This window comes from Methyloceanibacter sp. (assembly GCF_051306395.1).
Classification (GTDB): Bacteria; Pseudomonadota; Alphaproteobacteria; order Rhizobiales; family Methyloligellaceae; genus Methyloceanibacter.
In genome coordinates this window covers 1-18,475 of record NZ_JBPPND010000129.1, presented here as the reverse complement: position 1 = coordinate 18,475, position 18,475 = coordinate 1, and the positions used below count along the sequence as shown (strand labels likewise).

The 18,475-nt window shown below is 63.4% G+C and carries 15 protein-coding genes and 2 pseudogenes; 7 read left to right on the top strand and 10 right to left on the bottom strand.

The features are described 5' to 3' along the window. Positions 1–33: 33 nt before the first annotated feature. On the top strand, positions 34–327 hold the full coding sequence (locus ACSLE4_RS06930; RefSeq protein ID WP_435903747.1) for a hypothetical protein: 294 nt from the start codon (positions 34–36) through the stop codon (positions 325–327). A 35-nt stretch (positions 328–362) separates the two neighbouring features. Here the strand turns inward: ACSLE4_RS06930 and ACSLE4_RS06925 are convergent, their stop codons facing one another. From ACSLE4_RS06925 to ACSLE4_RS06910, 4 genes and pseudogenes are all read right to left on the bottom strand, one after another. After that, positions 363–524 (bottom strand): hypothetical protein, encoded by a 162-nt coding sequence (locus tag ACSLE4_RS06925; RefSeq protein ID WP_435903746.1) that lies wholly within the window; start codon positions 522–524, stop codon positions 363–365. Positions 525–984: 460 nt separating this feature from the next. Beyond that, positions 985–1,995, bottom strand: a complete 1,011-nt coding sequence (locus ACSLE4_RS06920) for a DUF4339 domain-containing protein (RefSeq protein WP_435903745.1) — start codon at positions 1,993–1,995, stop codon at positions 985–987. Positions 1,996–2,226: 231 nt separating this feature from the next. Next, a complete protein-coding gene (locus ACSLE4_RS06915; RefSeq protein ID WP_435903744.1) occupies positions 2,227–3,651 on the bottom strand; it encodes a GMC oxidoreductase in 1,425 nt (474 codons plus the stop codon). A gap of 43 nt (positions 3,652–3,694) precedes the next feature. Beyond that, positions 3,695–3,808: pseudogene (locus tag ACSLE4_RS06910) on the bottom strand (hypothetical protein); the annotation flags it as partial. A gap of 37 nt (positions 3,809–3,845) precedes the next feature. On the opposite strand from ACSLE4_RS06910, the gene ACSLE4_RS06905 reads away from it, so the two are divergent. The 3 genes from ACSLE4_RS06905 (at position 3,846) to ACSLE4_RS06895 (ending at position 8,887) form a co-directional block, all read left to right on the top strand. After that, positions 3,846–4,613, top strand: a complete 768-nt coding sequence (locus ACSLE4_RS06905; protein ID WP_435903743.1) for an SDR family NAD(P)-dependent oxidoreductase — start codon at positions 3,846–3,848, stop codon at positions 4,611–4,613. 11 nt (positions 4,614–4,624) lie between these two features. Next, complete coding sequence (locus ACSLE4_RS06900; protein WP_435903742.1) at positions 4,625–6,469, top strand: glycoside hydrolase family 15 protein; 1,845 nt, start codon at positions 4,625–4,627, stop codon at positions 6,467–6,469. A gap of 93 nt (positions 6,470–6,562) precedes the next feature. Continuing rightward, positions 6,563–8,887: a fatty acid cis/trans isomerase gene (locus ACSLE4_RS06895; protein WP_435903741.1), complete on the top strand. Its 2,325-nt coding sequence runs from the start codon at positions 6,563–6,565 to the stop codon at positions 8,885–8,887. A 12-nt stretch (positions 8,888–8,899) separates the two neighbouring features. On the opposite strand, the gene ACSLE4_RS06890 is transcribed toward ACSLE4_RS06895, so the two are convergent. Together ACSLE4_RS06890 and ACSLE4_RS06885 are read right to left on the bottom strand one after the other, a co-directional pair. Further along, positions 8,900–9,658 carry a flavodoxin family protein gene (locus ACSLE4_RS06890; protein WP_435903740.1) on the bottom strand — a complete coding sequence of 253 codons (759 nt, stop codon included), beginning with the start codon at positions 9,656–9,658 and terminating at the stop codon, positions 8,900–8,902. A gap of 603 nt (positions 9,659–10,261) precedes the next feature. Continuing rightward, on the bottom strand, positions 10,262–10,831 hold the full coding sequence (locus tag ACSLE4_RS06885) for a TetR/AcrR family transcriptional regulator (RefSeq protein WP_435903739.1): 570 nt from the start codon (positions 10,829–10,831) through the stop codon (positions 10,262–10,264). Positions 10,832–11,012: 181 nt separating this feature from the next. Between ACSLE4_RS06885 and ACSLE4_RS06880 the strand changes: the two genes are divergently transcribed. Both ACSLE4_RS06880 and ACSLE4_RS06875 read left to right on the top strand, forming a co-directional pair. Beyond that, a complete protein-coding gene (locus ACSLE4_RS06880) occupies positions 11,013–13,355 on the top strand; it encodes a glycoside hydrolase family 15 protein (RefSeq protein ID WP_435903738.1) in 2,343 nt (780 codons plus the stop codon). Positions 13,356–13,567: 212 nt separating this feature from the next. Then, complete coding sequence (locus ACSLE4_RS06875) at positions 13,568–14,911, top strand: alpha/beta fold hydrolase (RefSeq protein WP_435903737.1); 1,344 nt, start codon at positions 13,568–13,570, stop codon at positions 14,909–14,911. On the opposite strand, the gene ACSLE4_RS06870 is transcribed toward ACSLE4_RS06875, so the two are convergent. The 3 genes from ACSLE4_RS06870 to cobF all read right to left on the bottom strand — a co-directional run bounded on the left by ACSLE4_RS06870 (position 14,908) and on the right by cobF (position 17,383). Continuing rightward, positions 14,908–15,297, bottom strand: a complete 390-nt coding sequence (locus ACSLE4_RS06870) for a YidH family protein (RefSeq protein WP_435903736.1) — start codon at positions 15,295–15,297, stop codon at positions 14,908–14,910. The genes ACSLE4_RS06875 and ACSLE4_RS06870 overlap by 4 nt on opposite strands. Positions 15,298–15,499: 202 nt before the next feature. After that, complete coding sequence (locus ACSLE4_RS06865; RefSeq protein WP_435903735.1) at positions 15,500–16,549, bottom strand: alpha/beta fold hydrolase; 1,050 nt, start codon at positions 16,547–16,549, stop codon at positions 15,500–15,502. A 69-nt stretch (positions 16,550–16,618) separates the two neighbouring features. Continuing rightward, a complete protein-coding gene (gene cobF / locus ACSLE4_RS06860; RefSeq protein WP_435903734.1) occupies positions 16,619–17,383 on the bottom strand; it encodes a precorrin-6A synthase (deacetylating) in 765 nt (254 codons plus the stop codon). A 138-nt stretch (positions 17,384–17,521) separates the two neighbouring features. On the opposite strand from cobF, the gene ACSLE4_RS06855 reads away from it, so the two are divergent. After that, positions 17,522–17,719: a hypothetical protein gene (locus tag ACSLE4_RS06855; RefSeq protein WP_435903733.1), complete on the top strand. Its 198-nt coding sequence runs from the start codon at positions 17,522–17,524 to the stop codon at positions 17,717–17,719. A 47-nt stretch (positions 17,720–17,766) separates the two neighbouring features. Here ACSLE4_RS06855 and ACSLE4_RS06850 read toward each other — a convergent pair. After that, positions 17,767–18,475, bottom strand: a pseudogene (locus tag ACSLE4_RS06850) (glycosyl transferase family 2); the annotation flags it as partial.

The window sequence follows — 18,475 nt, the reverse complement described above, 5'->3', positions numbered from 1 at the left end:
GGCCAATATGTGAGGCTCGCGGCGGAGTAGACCATGCCGCCCCGCGCCATGCTGATCCGCACCGGACTGATCCGCACTCTTGGCCGCTCCGCCGTCATCGCACTCGGGCTGGCAAGCCTGCCCCAAACGCTCTTCGCTCAGGATGATGCCTCGCTGTGCCTCGTCACGGCGGAGCGCGTCGATGCGGGCGAGACGCTCAGCGGCGCCGAGCGCCAAGCAGCGCATGAAGCGTGCCTCAGGGCGCTCGCGGCCACGGGCAGCGTCGTCCAGAAATATCAGTTTCAAGAGGCGGATTTCACGATCACCGGCGCGCGCGGCGCCGACTAGAGCGCGGCCGAACGTGTAACCTAGCGCTTGCGGCGCTAGCGCCTGAGGATCCAGGCGGCCAGGAACGACAGGGTCAGCACCCCGAGCAGGCACAGCAAGATGATCACGCCGATGGCGCCGAGAATGCCCTTGAGCGTGGCCCAGAATCCGAACGTGGCCACCATGGCGGCGAGCAGCAAGATAATGATGATCGGCATCAAGACATCCCTTCGTCCGGTTCGGCGCCCCGCGCGGACCTGAGATAAGGCCCGCCGGCAGCAGAGCATGTGAATCAGCTAAGGCCATGGTCGCAGAATATGCCGGCGGCCGGAAGACACGCGCGTCGACTTCTGTCGGCCCCAGGCGACTCTTTTCCATCCGCATCTCTTGCCTCTTTCGTCATTGCCGGGCTTGACCCGGCAATCCATTCCACTGGCGTCACCGCTTGCTGAGCCATAGCGGCGTGGATGCCCGGATCAAGTCCGGGCATGACGCATCTAATTGGAAAGGGCTGGATCCCGGCTGGTCAAATTTGCATGCGCTACCGCTGCGCTGCTTGAGCGCAAGCCGGGATGAGCGCTCGTTGTCGAGGCGCGCAGCGCTTGACGGCGACGGACCTCTTGGCGCCAAGCACGGCAAGTCTCTGGAGGACGTGCTCTCCCGCTAGTCCGGCTGGGTCTAGCGCCGCCCGAGCAGCAGCTTGCGGAGCATATCGGGGCCCACCGCACGCTCGAATTCCTTGAACGCGAAGTATGGCATGAGCGCCACGCAGAAGATCAGCCACAGCGCCGCCGTGCCGAGAAGGCTGCCGCCGAGCGCCGGCGCGCTGGCGAGGAAGCCATGCCCGCCGATCAAGCCGAACAGCATCATCTCGAGAACGTAGGCGACCAACAGAAGCGTGGTGAAAGCCACCGTCTTGTAGACGATGGGATAGACGAGCGGCTTTTCCTTGAGCCGTTCGGCGAAGCGGAACTGCTCGGCCACGATCATGATCTTGCCCAAGGCGATCGCGTTGAGCGTGGCGAGCCCGTAAAAGGCGAAGCCCACATGGTGCTCCGACAGCACGATCCACTCGTGCAGGAGGAGAACCGTGAACACCACCCAGAGATAGACAAAGGCGCCGGCGAACTTCTTGAGCTCCGCGACCGCCCGCTCCTTCAAGGCCGGCTTGGGCCGGGCCGTCTCGCCCTTGAGCGCCTGGACGAGCGCATGAAGGTCTCCGCGCTCCGGCTCGATGATCTCTGGATCGATCCCCTCGGGCTCGATGACGTCTGGCTCGATCCCCTCGGGCGTCTCCGCCTCCGAAGACACGAAATCGAACATCGCGTCGGCCGGCTGGCCGTTTGCCTCGACAGGCTCGGGCATATCGGCGTCGGCTGTGGGCGCCAAAAAGACAGGGGACTCGTCCGCCGTCTCGCCACCCTCGTCTTCGCGCGCATCGGCGGCGGGGGCCGGGTCAGAGCCGCTCTCGCCGTTGCTCTTTTGCTTGAGGCCGAACACGGCGCCGGCGGGCTTCCAGGCATCGAGCCCCGCGGTCCATAGGAGGTCTTCGGGCCTGAAATTGCCGCCTTCGGCGAACAAGGAGAGTTCGCGATCCGTCAGGGGGCCGATCTGCTCGCCATCCCGGCTCAGATACCAGCTGGGGCCGACGCGTTCCGCATCGTGCTCGTTGACGGCAGATTCCTGCATGAACTCCCCCTACGCGCTCCCCCAAGCCGGGGCGTGCTTTAGCATCCTTGCGGATTGGCCGTCGAGAGGGAAAGGGGCTCGCCTGCTACCAGTTGACGCGCATGTGGGCTCTATATGTGCGCTACCGGGCTTCGCCCTACTTGAGCGCTCTTTGTTTGTGCTACCGCGCTTCGCGCTACTTGAGCACTCCTTGTTTGTGCTACCGCGCTTCGCGCTACTTGAGCACTGGGCCTACTTGAGCGCGAGGTGATCGCCGAGGCGCAAGCCCCAGGCATAGATGGTGAGCGACGGGTTGACCCGGCTCGCGCGCGGCAGCGGGCTGCCGTCGCCCACATAGAGATTCTCCATGCCATGCACCTTGCCGTGGGGGTCGACCACCGAGGTCTTCGGGTCGTCGCCGGTCACCATGCTGCCGAGCGCGTGGGCCGTGCCGCCCATGCCCATATATTTGTCGAAGCCGACCAGCCCCGCGCCTAGCAGGCGCTCGAGCCAATCGTCGATCAGGGCTTTGTGCTCTTTCACCGCGTGCGGAATACGGTCGAGACTGTAATCCATGATGGGCTTGCCGCCCGGCCCGCCCGAGATGATGCGGTTCTGCGGGCTGGAGGCATCCTCCGTCGTCGCCCAGAAGCCGATCGCCCGTTTGCCCAGCAGCTTGTCCATGAAGTTCGGCAACTCCGGCGGCGCTTGGGTCGCAAGCACCTCTCCGTCGATCCACCCCAGGCACTGCATCGAGGAATGCGGGAACTTGTCGTTGTAGAGCACCGCCGTCTTGCGCAGCACGTCGTGATCGGTAAAGGGCGAGAAGCCGAGCACCGCGGAATTGATGTGCATCTTGAAATTTGCGCCGACCAGATCGCCGCACGGCAATGTGAGCCCGCTCGCATCGAGATGATCTTCGAGAATGCGCGGCGACGTCATGGCGCCCGCGGCGAGCACGACCGTATCCGCCTCGTAGGTCGAGCCGTCGTCGCATTCGACGCCGATGATCGTGCGCGGATCGCCCGGCGCCGCGACGAGCTCGGCCACGGGAGTGCCGGCAAGAAGCGTGAAATTCGGCTTGTCGCGGATGTGGTCGATCAGGTTGCGCTCGGAATCCGACTTCAATCCCGACGGCGAAGCGAAGCCGTCGAAATGTTTCGCCTCCTCGGGATGATTGACGATGTCGTGCGACAGGCCGAGCGGCAGCGGATGCAGCTTCCAGCTCGGCTCGGCGGTGGTGATCTTGTCGAGCAGCGCTTGAAGCTGGGGCTCGTTCTGGAAGGTGGTGATCCTCAGAAGGTCCGTGGCCTCGTCGTAATACGGCTTCAGCTCCTCGTAGCCGAAAGGCCAGCCGAGCAGACCGTAGTCCGGGTCCGCCTCGAACTCGACAGGCCGGAAGCGGAACAGCGCCGCGCCGTACCATTTGGTCTTGCCGCCCACATTGTAGAATTCGCCGGGCACGAAATCGTGCCCCTTGCTGTCGAGCCAGACTAGGTGGTTCTTGAAGACACCGTCGACGAACACCTCTCGAACTTCGAGAGTGGAACGGTCCCGCGGCAGGAACGGTCCCTTTTCGATCAGGAGAACTCGCTTGCCGGCATTGGCCAGCTTGTAAGCGACGCTGCCGCCGCCCGCGCCGCTGCCGATAACGATCACGTCATGCTGCGCCGCCATGATGAACTCCCTGGAAGTGACGACCTGGTGTCGTTGTTGAGGCTTATTGGATCGCCGAAGTTAGGGCGATAGCAAGGTTGCCGATGCTATCGCCTATGTCTAGGCTTATCCGGCGTTCTTGGCCGTCAGCATGAGTCGTTACGCTCGCAGCGTTAGTGGAATATGAAAATCGTCCACGCGATGGAGATCAGCTTATGTCTTTGAAGAACAAGGTCGCCATCGTGACCGGCGGCAATACCGGCATTGGCCAGGCGATCGTCCTTGAGCTGGCCAAGCAAGGCGCCAATATCGTCATCGACTACGTGGCCCATCCCGAGGCGACGGAAGCTCTGGAGCGCGAAGTCGCGGGTCTCGGCGACAAGTGCATCGGCGTCGACGCCGATGTCAGCAAGATCGCCGACCTCCAGCAGCTGGTCGACGCGGCGGTCAGCAAGTTCGGCCATCTGGACGTGATGGTGAACAATGCCGGCATCGAAACGCGCACCTCGGTTCTCGACACCACGGAGGATCAGTACGACGCCGTGATGAACATCAACCTCAAGAGCGCCTTCTTCGGCACTCAGCTCGCGGCGCAGCAAATGATCAAGCAGGGCAAAGGCGGGCGCATCATCAACGTGACCTCCGTCCACGAAGACTGGCCGATGCCCGGCAACACGGCCTACTGCCTGTCCAAAGGCGGCATGCGGATGCTGACACGCACCGCGGGCGTCGAGCTTGCACCGCACAACATATTGATCGTGGGCGTCGGTCCGGGCGCCGTCGCCACGCCGATCAACACCAGCACCATGGACGATCCGGCCAAGCTCAAGAAGCTCGATGATGCCATTCCGCTCGGGCGCATGGCGCAGCCCGGCGAGATTGCCAGCGTGGTGGCGTTCCTCGCCGGCGACGGCGCGAGCTACCTCACGGCCACGACCATTATCGCCGACGGCGGGCTCATGCAGAGCAGCCCCGGTCTTTAAGCCGGTCCGTCATGACGCTCCCCATCGAAGACTATGCCCTGATCGGCGACTGCGAGACCGCGGCGCTCGTCGGACGAAACGGCTCCATCAACTGGATGTGCCTCCCGCGTTTCGATTCCGAGGCTTGCTTCGCGGCGATTCTCGGCGATCACGACAATGGCCGCTGGCTGATCGCGCCGGTGGATGAAAAAGCCAAGGTCACGCGCCGCTACCGCCCCGACACGCTCATTCTCGAGACGCGCTTCGAGACGGAGACCGGCGCCGCCACGCTCATAGACTTTATGTATCCCTGCGATAAGCACCCGCACCTCGTCCGGCTCGTGGTCGGCGAGAAAGGCTCGGTCGAGTTCGAGACCGAGTTTGTGGTGCGCTTCGGCTACGGCGAACAAGTGCCTTGGGTCATCATGCTGCCGGACGGGCGTTTGCGCGCCGTGGCCGGCCCCAACAAGCTCGTCCTCCAATCGACCATCGAACTGCGCGGCGAGAATTTCAGGACCAAGGGTGAGTTCACCGTGAAGGCGGGCGAGACCAAATCCTTCGCGCTGTCATATGCGGAATCGTTTGTCCCTGACCCTCCCCTGGTCAACGTCGAAAGTCTGCTCGATGACACCGAGAAGTTTTGGAAGGATTGGGCCTCCGATTGCAATATGACCGGTCCCTATGCCGAGATCGTCAAGCGCTCGCTGATCACGTTGAAGGCCATGACCTACGCGCCGACCGGCGGCGTGGTCGCCGCGGTGACCACCTCCCTCCCCGAGCAGTTCGGCGGCCCGCGCAACTGGGACTACCGCTATTGCTGGGTGCGTGACGCGACGCTCACCCTGCTCGCACTCATGAACACGGGCTATTTCGGCGAAGCGCGCGCCTGGCGCGAATGGCTATTGCGCGCGGTCGCCGGCAGCCCCGAGCAGATGCAAATCATGTACGGCATCGCCGGTGAGCGCAGGCTCTACGAGGTCGAGCTTCCATGGCTTCCCGGCTACGAGAAGTCCGCGCCCGTGCGCGTCGGGAACGCCGCGCATCAGCAGACGCAGCTCGACGTCTACGGCGAGTTGCTCGACGCGCTACACCAGGCGCGCAAGGGCGGTCTTGCGCCGGAAGAGTCCGGCTGGGAGCTCCAGCTCGCGATGGTCAAGCATCTCGAGGAGGTCTGGCAGAAGCCCGACGAAGGCATCTGGGAAGTGCGCAGCGGGCCGGAGAACTTCGTCTATTCCAAGGTCATGGCCTGGGTCGCCTTCGACCGCTCCATCAAGAGCGCGGAGCGCTTCAAGCTCGACTGTCCCCTCAAGGGCTGGCGAGAGATCAGGGAGACCATCCATAAGGAAGTCTGCGAGAAGGGCTTCGACAAGGAGCTCAACAGTTTCGTTCGTTCCTACGGCTCGAAGCAGGTCGATGCGAGCCTGCTTCTGATCCCCGCCGTCGGTTTCTTGCCGGGCGATGATCCGCGCGTGGCCGGCACCGTGGCGCAGATCGAGAAGACGCTGATGAAGGACGGCCTCGTGCAGCGCTACGACACCTCGAAGGCAAGCGACGGCCTGCCCCCCGGCGAAGGCATGTTCCTGGCCTGTAGCTTCTGGCTGGTCGATGCCTATCTGATGCTCGGCCGCAAGGATGATGCGGTGAAGCTGTTCGAGAAGCTGCTGTCGTTGCGGAACGATGTCGGCCTCCTCAGCGAGGAGTACGACACATCCGCCAAGCGCTTATGCGGTAACTTCCCACAAGCTTTCTCGCACCTGGCGCTCGTCAACAGCGCCTCCAATCTCGGCCGTGACGGAAAGCCGATCGAGCAGCGCTGCGACGCGGAAGACGCCGCGAAATCGGCAAAGCCCGCGGCTCCGTCGCCGGCGGCGCACTAGCCGGCGCCGCCGATGTCCGACCCAAGCTCTGGACCCGAACCGGCCGGTCGAGCGCGGGCTTGGGCCGGGGTGGCGGCCGGCGCAGGCCTCGCAGTGATCCTCTTGCTTGTTGCATTCGCCACGTCCGGCCCGGCGCAGCCGCCGGTCAAAGGCGACGGACCGGACGCGACTACGGCGGCTCCAAGCTATACGGCCGACATCCAACCCATCTTCAACAAGCGTTGCGTCGCCTGTCACGGCTGCCTGGGCTCACCCTGCAACCTCAAGCTCACGTCTTATCGCGCGGCCGAACGCGGCGCCTTCGGCGAAAATCCTTACGCGAGCCACCTTGAGGCCTCCCCGCGCACTGGCATGGACCTGGTGCAGACCACGGCCGAGTGGCGCAAGCGCGGATTCTATCCCGTGCTGTCGCGCGGCGGCTCGGAGCTTCAGAACCTCCAGCGCTCGCTGCTCTACCAAATGATCGAGGCCGGCACCCGGCACAACAAGCCGGGCTTCTCGCGCCAGGCGCTGATGCCGCTTTATGCCAAGCGCTACGCCCACCAATGTCCTGCGACACCTGAAGCGCTCGGAAACCAACTGAAGCAGAACCCCGCCGCGGGCATGCCGTTCGGCCTGCCGTCGCTGAACGACAAGGACTTCCAGACGCTGCGCGACTGGGTCGCTTCGGGGTCGCCCGGCCCGACGGAGGTCGAGCAACAGGCCGCGGATACCGTGACCGACCCGGCGGCGGTTCTCGCGTGGGAGGATTCCTTCAACGCCGACGACAAGCGGTCGCAGCTCGTCGCGCGCTACATCTTCGACCATGTATTCCTGGCGACCATCGTGCTGGACGAGAGCCCGGGGGATTATTTCAAACTGGTGCGTTCCAAAACGCCGCCCGGCGATGCGGCCGCGAACCCGCCGGCCCCGGTCGAAATCATCGATGCGCCACTGCCCTACTCCGACCCCTACGCCTATGCCGGCGTCGACCGCTTCTATTACCGCTTGAAGAAGATCACCGCGCCCATCGTGCAGAAGAACCATTTCGTCTGGCGTCTCGGCCACGCCGACATCGACCACCTCAAAAAGCTGTTCCTCGACTCCACGTGGGACGATCGGGCGAAGCTCGATGCTCCCTGGGGGATCGGCAATCCCTTCCTGGTGTTTCAGGCCATCCCGGCGGAAGCGCGCTACCGCTTTCTTCTGGAGAATTCCGAACTGATCGTCTCCGGCATCACCTATGGCCCGGTGTGCCTGGGCCAGACGGCGACCTTCGCGGTCAAGGACCAGTTCTGGGTGTACTTCGTCGATCCCAAAGACGACGTGTCGGTTCTCGATCCGAAACTTGGGCTGGAGACGTGGAACACCTTCATGGACCGGTCAATCTTCGGCAACGATGCCTACGAGGCGGCCTACGGCGCCGCGCTGCAGAAGCTCCGGCCGAAGGGCTACACGATCGATGCGATCTGGAACGGCGAGCGTAAAAATCCAAACGCTTGGCTGACGGTGCTGCGCCACGAAAGCAATGTTTCGGTGATGAAGGGCCGGCAGGGCGGCATCCCGCGCACCCAATGGCTGATGAACTATAGCGGCTTTGAGCGCATCTACTACGACACTGTCGCCAGCTTCGAGTATTGGTCCGGCGACATCCCGAAGCTCGAAACCTTGGTGTTCTTCAACTATCTGCGCCAGGAGTTCGAGGACAACTTCCTGCTGCTCCTGCCCGAGGACGAACGCCAGAAGATCCGCGAGGACTGGACCCGAGGCATCGGCCAGATCGCGCTCGACCTGGAGCCCTTCGCCGGCGAGGAACAGCCCACGCAAGTTAAGACCGACAAGCGCGAACCCTTGCTGAGCCTCGTCGACGACATTCAGGCGCATTTGGGGGAAGCGGTCAGCGGCCCGCCCGATCGCCTGAACCCGCACGTGAAGCCGGTCGTATCCTTAAGCGCACCGATCGAGAGCTTCGACGGCTGGGTTGAAGCGGCTTCGCTCCTGACCCAGACTCGCGCCTACAAATTCCCGCGCTACCTGCCGAGCGTGATCCTGCTGAAGCTGACCGACGGCGACAAGGCACGTGTCTATTCGCTCATCGCCAACCGGGTCTATGCCTCCCAGGACACGATCCTGTTCCAGGACGGCCAGGCGCTGCCGCACCTCTACACCATGAGCATCTATCCCACCGTGATCGGCGGCTTCCCCAACTACTTCATGGAGATGGACCTGAGCCAGGCGAACGACTTCCTGCGCGGCTTGCGCGACGTCCGATCGCTCGCCGACTGGAACGCCTTGCGTGACCGCTACGGCATCTTGCGCAACGACGCGCGCCTCTGGGCCACCTATGACTGGTTCGCCCAGTGGAATGCGCAGAATCGGGGCATCGAGGCCGGCTATCTCGACCTCTCCTATTACGACCTGTTCGACTCGGTTTATTGAGCTCCAAGGCGCTCAGGCGCGGTGCTCCGGGTTCTCGTAGTCGAACCGGCAGCCGGCCTTCCACGCCTTGCGATTATTCCCGTGACTGGAATAGCCGCCCGCGTCTTTGAGGATGCGCGCCAGGTGCATCAGGTTCCACGTCATGATCGTGGTGTTGCGCTGGGTAAAGTCGTTGTCGACGCCGACAGGCCCATCCTCCGAGGCGTCGCCATAGGACGCCCCGGGGCCCGCCTCGCCGATCCAGCCGCAATCGGCCTGGGGCGGAATCGTGTAGCCGAGATGCTGGAGCGCGTAGAGGATGCTCATGGCGCAATGCTTAATGCCGTCCTCGTTGCCGGTGATGACCGCCCCGCCCACCTTGCCGTAATAGAGACTTTGCCCCTTGTCGTTGAGCATGCCCGACATGCCGTAGAGTCGCTCGATGAGAATCCGGCAGACGGAGCTTTCCTCGCCGAGCCAGATGGGCGTGGCGACGATGAGGATGTCCGCGGCCTCGATGGTCTTCCAAAGCTTCGGCCAGTCGTCCCGGTCGGCGCCGTGCTCGGTCATGTCGGGATAGACTCCTGAGGGGATTTGGTGCGACAGGCCGTGGATGTGCTCCACGGTCACGCCGTTCTTGCGCATGATCTCCTCGGCGACCGACAACAGGAGGCGGGTATGCGACTCCTCCGGATTGCGCTTGAGCGAACAGTTGAACGTAACGGCCTTGAGGTCGGAGAAATCGGTCTTGTTCTCCGCGCAGAGTCTTTCTTGCTGGGCATTGAGTGGCATGAGGGAGCTCCCGGTCGATGGCTACGAAGCGCCCCACTCTATCGGCCACTCCGTTAGGCGGCCATCGATGGGCTTCCGACCGGCAGGTGCCCAAGAAAGTCGCGCATGAGGCTTACGATCTCGTCAGCCTACGTACAGTAGCACGACGGCAGGAGCGTCCAGATGGCCGGCCTCGCGGTAGAAAATCTCGACGCCATCGATCTCGACTGTGCGGTAATGCGTAGTGTGTTTAGAGAACGGCATCGGTCCTGGTCATGAGAGGATCCCTCCAGTCAATTGTCCATAATGAGTGAGGGTGGCCGCGGGGATAAGACGGCCACCCTCTGTTTCGACCTAGCGATCCATATGCGTCGTGTAGGGATTCGGGAAGCCTTCCGCAGCGACGGGGGCAACGCCAGCGGTGACGAGGGCAACAGTGATAAGAATGGTCTTCAGCATAGCTATTCTCCTTGGGAGGGTTGGTTTCGCCTTACACCATCCAGATATCGTGTTTGGGACCGCTCGTTCAATTAACAAACTCTCACGACTGCGTGAGTTGTAGACTGAACGGTCCCTAACATTTTCTCACGACACCGTGAGCCGCGCGTCATCACGCGCGACGCTCTAGAGATCGCGCAAAGCGGCGTCGATAATGGCTTGAAGGTCATCCGGCGGATAGCCGGAGCGCGCCAGGACGCGCAAGCCCATATAAGTGTTCAGGATGAAGGAGGCCGTGGCCACGCGGCGTTTCGCCGACCACCGGGCGCCCCTTTTGCTCTGCTTGAGCGCCACGCCGATGGCGTCCTCAAGCCGCCGGAGCATGGCCTTGACCTTGGCTTCGACCTTTGGGTCGAAGCGCGCCCGATCGATCGCGGCATTGCACATGAAGCAACCGCGACGCGTGGCATCGTTCTTCGAGTCCTCAAGCATGTCGCGTATGCGCGCGAGCCCGTCGCCGGCCTCCGGGTCGCAGAGGAACGCAATCCCCTCCTCGACTTCGGTCCTGTCGTAACGGTCGAGAGCGGCGAGATAGATGCTGCGTTTGTCGTCGAAGGCCTTGTAAAGGCTACCGCGCGCAATTTTCATCGCCTTGAGCAGGTCCTGGAGAGAAGCGCCTTCGTAGCCCTTCAACCAGAACACGCCCATGGCGCGGTCGAGCGCCTTATCCGTATCGAATTCTCTCGGCCGAGCCACTTGTCTCCTCCCGGCCGTAGTGTGATGGATTCGTGACCGGTCGGTCAACATCCGCGCTTGACCCGTCAGTCAAGCGGTACACAGATTTATCACGCTAACGAAGAACTCAGTTGCCAGGCCCCGGCGGTTCGATCACGATCCAAGGGCGTTAGATCGCCACAGAGTTGAGACCGCACCTCCCATGAAAGCACCCTCCGGCCCCAGCACGCCAACCTGGGCCCCTGCCCGCAAGGACGTTGTCGGCGCGAGCCTCGGCTCATCGCGGCTATGGTTCACCATCGCCCAGGGCATCGTCACCGAGGTCTACTACCCGCGCATCGACATTCCCCAGATCAAGGATCTCGGCTTCATCGTCGCCGACGACAAAGGCTTCTGGGTGGAGCTACGGCGGCTGAACAATTACACCGTGAGCTTGCCCGCGCCGGGCGTGCCGGCCGCCGAGATTATCCACCGCCATCCCCGTTTCACCTTCACGCTCGAGGTCTGCCCGTCCGAACGCCGCGACACACTGCTGGTGCGCTATTCGTTGGAGGGCGACGCGGACCTCAAGCCGTACGTGCTGCTCGCCGCGCGGCTCGGTGAGGATGCCGAGAACAATATCGGCGCCGTCGCGACCCATGACGGCCGCGGCGTCTTGTGGGCCGAGCAAGGACCGTTTGCGCTCGCGCTTTCGGCCGTCGACGACGATGGCGCCGATGCCTTCGGCCGCCGCTCCGTAGGCTGCCTCGCGGTGAGCGACGGCTGGCAGGACTTCAACCGCAACGGCCGAATGACCTGGGAGTATGACGAGGCGGGGCCCGGCGCCGTGTCCTTGATGGGCGAACTCTCGAGGCTGGGCGTGCTGGCGCTTGGGCTTTCCTCCACAAAGGAAGCGGCCGCGACGCTTTCCGTATCCGCGCTGCTGGACGACTTCGACGAGGAATGGTCCGCCCATTCTCAGGCTTGGCAGGAATGGCTCGGCCAATGCCGCCGTGCCGCTTTCGGCGGTGAGATCGACGACCGGCTCGCTCTGTCCGCCTCGGTCCTGAAGGTGCACCAGGACCGCACCTATCGCGGCGCCGCCGTCGCCAGCCTTTCGGTGCCGTGGGGCGAGGCGAGCACGAGCCGCGGCGGCTATCACCTCGTCTGGCCGCGCGACCTGGTCGAGACCGCGGGCGCGCTCATCGCCATGGAATCCTATCGCGACGCCCGCGACGTGCTGCGCTACCTCATCGCCACCCAGCACGAGGACGGCCACTGGTTCCAGAACCAATGGCTTGGCGGCCGTCCGTTTTGGCAGGGCCTTCAACTCGACGAAGCCGCGTTTCCCATTCTGCTCGCATCGCTCTTGAAGGAGCACGAAGCGCTCGACAACATTCCCGTGAAGGACATGATCACGCGCGCCGTTGGCTTTGTCGCCAGTTCCGGCCCCTCCACGTGCCAGGACCGTTGGGAAGAGGACGCCGGCATCAACATGTTCACGCTTGCCGTCGCAATCGCCGCGCTGGTGGAGGGCGCCGAATATCTCGACGCCGCGGCGAAGGCGCATGCGCTGCGCGTGGCCGACTATTGGAACGCGAAGCTCGAGGATTGGGCCTTCGTGCAGGCGACGCCGCTCGCAGAAGAATTGAAGGTGAGCGGTTACTTCATTCGCACCGTGCCCCTCGATGCGTCCGGCGAGAGACAATCCTTCGCCGATCAAGTGATGATCAAGAACCTCGACCACAATCCCAACCTGCCGGCGAGCGGCCAGGTTTCGACCGACTGCCTGCAGCTCGTGCGCTATGGCTTGCGCGCGGCCGACGATCCCTCTATCGCCGACAGCATCAAGGTCATCGATCACCTGTTGAAGACCGAGACGCCGTCGGGCCCGGTGTGGCACCGCTATAATAATGACGGATACGGCGAGCACGACGACGGTACCGGCTTCAACGGCACGGGCCGCGGGCGCGGCTGGCCGCTGCTGACCGGAGAGCGCGGGCACTATGCGCTCTGCGCCGGCGAAGACGTGACGCCCTATGTGGAGGCCATGATGGCGATGTCGAGCCCGCTTGGCCTGATCCCCGAACAGATCTGGGATACGGACCCTATCCCGGCTTACGGTCTCGTGCCCGGCAAGCCGAGCGGCTCCGCCATGCCTCTTGTCTGGGCCCACGCGGAGTTCGCCAAGCTCTGCCACAGCCTAGCGGCCGGGCGCCCCGTCGACCGGCCGCAAGCCACCTGGGCGCGCTATCGCGGGGTCCGGCCCAAGATCGACTACGATATTTGGGGGCCGAGCTACCGGCCGAAGCGCATCGCGCCAGGGCGCGCTCTTTATGTGACGATGAAGGCCCCGGCCCGCGTGCATTACGGCACCAATGGCTGGCAGGACGTGGCCGACATCGAGACCGAGGATACGGGGCTCGGGCTGCATGTCGCCAAGCTGCCGACCGAGACCCTGAAGCCCGGCGACAGCATCGCCTTCACCTTTTTCTGGCCGGAGAGCGGCACCTGGGAAGGCCAGAACTTCGAGGTCGCCATCGAAGGCGAGCTCGTGCCGGCCTAGTGGCCGAATTTCCGCGATCCTGCCCGCAATTCCGGTTTTTTCGAGATTATTCAGATGGCTCGGCGACCTGCCGATCCGCAAGGGTCATCCCCCGAGATGGCGGGGCGGTATACTTTCTGGTATGGCTCAGCAGCCATAATGACTCGCCGGAATGCCCTGGGCTCGGAGCCGAAGGGGCGGGACGAGAAGGCTTCCGGGGGGAAGAGCCCACCATGAAACGTATCAAGCAGCTCTGGCTCGTCCTGGCGGTTTTCATGCTACCCGTGACGGCGGCCTATGCCATCGACCGGCTGCTGCTGGCGCCGGCCTGCCCGGACTGCCACGCCGAGATGACGGAACAGCTTCCCCTGTTCGACGGCACGCAAGACGGCCTGGTGCGCATCAGGGCCAACAGCATGGAGTTCCGCGCCCGCGTGGCCGGCTTCGGCAATCCGCAGGGCGAAGGCGTGATCCTGCTGCATGGCTTCCCCGAGACCTCGATCATGTGGGAGGAGCTGCTCGATAAGCTCGGCAAGGCCGGCTACCGCGCGATCGCCTACGATCAGCGCGGCTATAGCCCCGGCGCGCGGCCGCCCGCGCAGAACGACTACACCAAGACCAAGATCGCCACGGACGTACTGGCCATCGCCGACGCCGCCGGCTTCGAGCGATTCCACGTCATCGGCCATGACTTCGGCGGCGCCATCGCCTGGACCGTGGCGGACCGCTTTCCGGAGCGGGTCCTAAGCCTGACGTCGCTGTCGATGCCGCATCCGTCTGCCTTGGCCGACGCGCTTGCCGAGCCCGACTCGCAGCTGCGCCTCAGCAGCTACATGCTGTTCTACCAGCTGCCATTGCTGCCGGAGCTCGTGCTCGGCTTCAACAAGGCAAAGTTCCTCGGATATTTGAAGTGGCAAGACCATCCGCCCGGGCAGATCGAGGAATATGAGCGTGTACTCGGTGAGCCGGGCGCGCTGCATGCGGCGCTGAATTGGTACCGGGCCTTCGAGTTCCGCTCGCTGGACCCTGTCGGCAAGGTCCGGCCGCCGACTTTATTTATATGGGGACACGAGGACGGCGCCTTCGGCCGTGTCGCCGCGACAGAGACGGTGAACTACATGGATGGCGCCTATCGCCTGCACACCGTGGAGGCGGGACACGATCTGATGCTCGAGGTGCCGGAGATCGTAACCGAGGAGGTGCTCGCGCATCTCAAGACCGCGGATAGAGTCTCCGAGCAATGGGCCACGGCTCTGGCCGAGACGCCGCAAGAAGACGGGTCGGCTTGCGACCAGTCGCGCCCGCAATGCTTGCGCATTCTGCTCACGCCGGACGGCCACACGCTGCGCATCCGCAATCGCTGCGACGAGGCCTACAAAGGCGTCGTCCGCGTCTCCTGCTCGAAGTGGGCGCCGGACGCGGCCATGGAATACCGCTTCAGTCTCGGCGCCAAGGCGGAGATGACCCAGGAAAGCACCGGCCTCTCCAATGGCGATTGCTACTTCCGCCATCGCCTCTGCGCCAAAGAGGTGGATCGCGGCAAGCATCGCCCAGCGGCGCTCATACCCTTTTTCTAGAACAGCGGCAGGATCAGCGGGATGCTCGCCGCGATCAGCAGAACGGCGAGGATCACCGACAGGCTGAGCTCCAAGACGATGCCGGGCGCGTGGATCTTCGCGTCGTCGAGCAGGACGCCCGTCCGCGCGAAGCGGATGGTCGCGACCAGGATAAAGGCGATTCCGACCACGATGAGCGCCTCCCCGGCCCCTCTCCCGAACGAGTGGGACAAGGCTTCGAGCCGGTCCCGGCCGGCGCCGCGGACGGATACCGCGTTGGCCATGGTGAGAATGAAGAGATCGAACCGCGCGACCAGGAAGCCGAAGGCGATCACCGCGACGCCGGTGCGAAGCCAGGCGAGGAAGGTCCGCTCATTGGCCGCGTGCTCCGTATAGGATCTGATCATGGCAGGCCCCGTTCCACTGTGAGGAGCGGAACAGCTTGGCCGCAAAGCGCCAAGAATGACTTAAGGCCCGGCCTTTTCCTGATGCCGGCGCTGCCGGGCTTTGTCGTGCAGCGTTTTTTGCGCCCATCGTCCGACGTTTGAAAGAGAATGGCACAGTTGCCGGCGCGGCGCGGGCAGGAGGATAGCCCGCGTGCTTTCATACCTAGGCCCTCAACAGTTCCGCCGCGGCCTCGTCGAGGGCCTTTTCGAACTCAGGCAATCTTCCGGGCGACGCTGCGCAATGACCCCAGGGCGAGTCGAACACTCGCAACTCGGCGTGCCGCATCATCGCGACCTCCGCCGCGTTATCCTCCGGCACGAAATAGAGATCGGTCCGGCACGGCATGACGATGGCCCGCGCGGTGATCGCTTGCAGGGCCTGGCGGAACTCGCCGCCATAGATGTCGTTGCGGCTGATGTCACCGTGCTGCCAAGTCCAGATCTTGGCGATCAGATCGTTGGCGTCCCAGCGTAGATGGTCTTCTTCCCAATCGCGCACGAGGGCCTCGAGGGTCTCGAAACCCATCTCGCGGTAGAGCGCATCGGCGAAAAAGTCGTGGGAGTAGGCCCAAGAGGCGTAGACGCGGCCAAAGGCCCGGAGCCCCTTTTCCGGCGGGGCGGCGTAGTCGCCGCCGTTCCAGGCGCAGTCGGCTTGCAGCGCGACTTTAGGTCCGTCGAGAAACGCGTGGTTTAATGCGGAGCATCGTGCGGCGCCGCAATAGGGGAGGATGGCACCGACCATTTCGGGATACTGCGCCGCCCATTGGTAGGCTTGCATGGCCGCCATCGACCAGCCGAGCACCAGCGCGATGCGGTGAACGCCGAGAAGCTCGGTCAGGAGCCGGTACTGGCACGCGACGTTGTCGAACAGCGTAACGTTCGGGAAGGAGGGGCCGTCCTGCGGAGGCGCCGTGTTGCTTGGCGAGGAAGAATACCCATTGCCGAACAGGTTCACCGACACGATGAAGTGACGGGCCGGATCGACGGCCCGGCCTGTGCCGAACAGAGCTTCGTTGCGGATATGCGTGCCGGTATAAAATGTCGGCAAAAGCACCACATTGTCGGTCGCGCTGTTCAGCGTGCCGTAGGCCGCATAGGCAAGCCGGGCATCGCGCAGCACTTGACCGCTCTGAAGCAAAACGTCGCCGAGCTCAAAGGTCCTGTGATCAGATTTCCGCAAACGATGCCCTAGCCTTTTCTCAGTCTCACTCATCCGCAGTATATCGTCGCCGATACGCCTTGGCCGCTGCTTTGACGCATCGAGACCGACGGCCATTTCGCTCTAGCGCCTCTCGGGCTTCCTCAAGAGATAGGTGTCCATGATCCAGCCTTTTCTCGCGCGCGCTTCCTGCCTTACGCGTTCGATCTCCTCGATAACGTCCCGCAATCTGCCCGAGACGAGGATCTCGTCCTCCGTTCCGATATAGGCCCCCCAGTAGATCTCGACATCCTCCTCCACGGTCTTGAATGCTGTTTGCCCGTCGAGCATGACGACCACGCTGTCGGCATTGTCTGGGAAGCCCTCAGCGAGTTTGCGCCCGGTTGTGATCACGATGGACTCGCCGATGCGGTTTATGGGAATCTTGTGCGCCGCCGCCAGCGCTTGGACACTGCTGATGCCGGGAACGACCTCATATTCGAGATCGAGACGTCCCTTCGCGCGAATTTTATCCAAGATGCGAAGGATGCTGTCATAGAGGCTGGGATCACCCCAAGCGAGGAAGGCGCCGCACTCCTCCTCACCCAGCTCACCTACGATCAGTTGCTCGTAGACGCTCTCTACTGCGTCGTGCCAATCCGCAACGCCGCTGCGATAACTCTCGTTGGAACTGTCACGGACCGGGTTATCGAAGCCAACGACCCGGTAGTCCGCGCCCTCAACGAAGCGTTCGATGATCTTGCGCCGCAACGCCGCTAGGTCGCTCTTCTCGGCGCCCTTGCTGGGAACGAAGAACACGCTTGCTTTATTGAGCGCATTCACGGCCTGAACCGTGATGTGCTCCGGGTTGCCCGCGCCGATCCCGATGATGAGAACCTTTCGCTTCATGGGATACGTGATTCCATCTTCAGGCAGACGATACAGGCTTGAGGTATCGCCTCCGACATTCAGGGACGCGGTTTTCCCTCTTTAGGAAATCCGGCGCAAGCCCAAGCTGGGCGCAGCGTATATGCCATCGCTGCCTTGATGATTCCCCTTTTATCGTTATACGTCCTTCTCCGCGGCGACATCCGCAAAGTCACCTATGGCAACGCGCTCGCCGTTTACGGCCAGAGCGGCCAGATGCGTGAGGCAGACTGGCTTGAGCCCGCTGCCATCGACCAACGCACGCTCTATCAGGGCAACACGATCCTACGCGGTGGACAAAGCCCGCGCGTAGAGTGACGGCATGCATATCGCCGAGGAGCCCCCTCGGCGAAGGAGATCACAGATCAACGGTGAACAAGCCGGGGACGCGGGCCGCGCGGGAAGCGCATGACATAGGTGGACCGCGACGCCAACCGGCGCCAGGTAGCAAATCGGTTCAGCGACGAGCGCTCAAGCAGCGCGATTGCCACCGCCGCCACAAAAGGCAGGCTCTGCACCAGCAGTACAACACTGAATACCGAGATCTCGAAAACGTGCTGCTCGTTGGTGAGATGAAGCGTGAGCGAGCCGATCAGGAGGAGCGATCCAAGTATCGCCTCCCAAAATGCCGGGAAGCTCGCGGACCAGCTGCCCACGCCTTTAGCCGTGCGTGCGAAGGGTATCCCATCCTTGATCAAGCCTTCCACCACGGCCCGCCCCACTGTCAGCTGCAATGCCATGGCCGAGAGAGCAGCGCCAAACGAGGTGAAGATCGGCGCTCGCACGCAGGTCTTGTACAGCACCATGAAATGGCAAAGCATCACACCGAAGGTGGCCAGCACCGGCAGCAACAGCACCGACTCCGGCACAGCAATGCCGAGAAAGGCTACGAGCGGCATCCATATCAAGTTAAGGATCGCGATCAGCACGCCGACGGCTTCGGCCCCGAGCCAAGTCACCCAGCCTGATAAGAACTGGGTGCGCTGTTGCGGGGTAAGCTGGCTTCCGGCCGGCAGGAAGGCACGCCAGTGCTTCTTGATGAGCTGCGTGCCGCCATACGCCCAGCGATGGCGC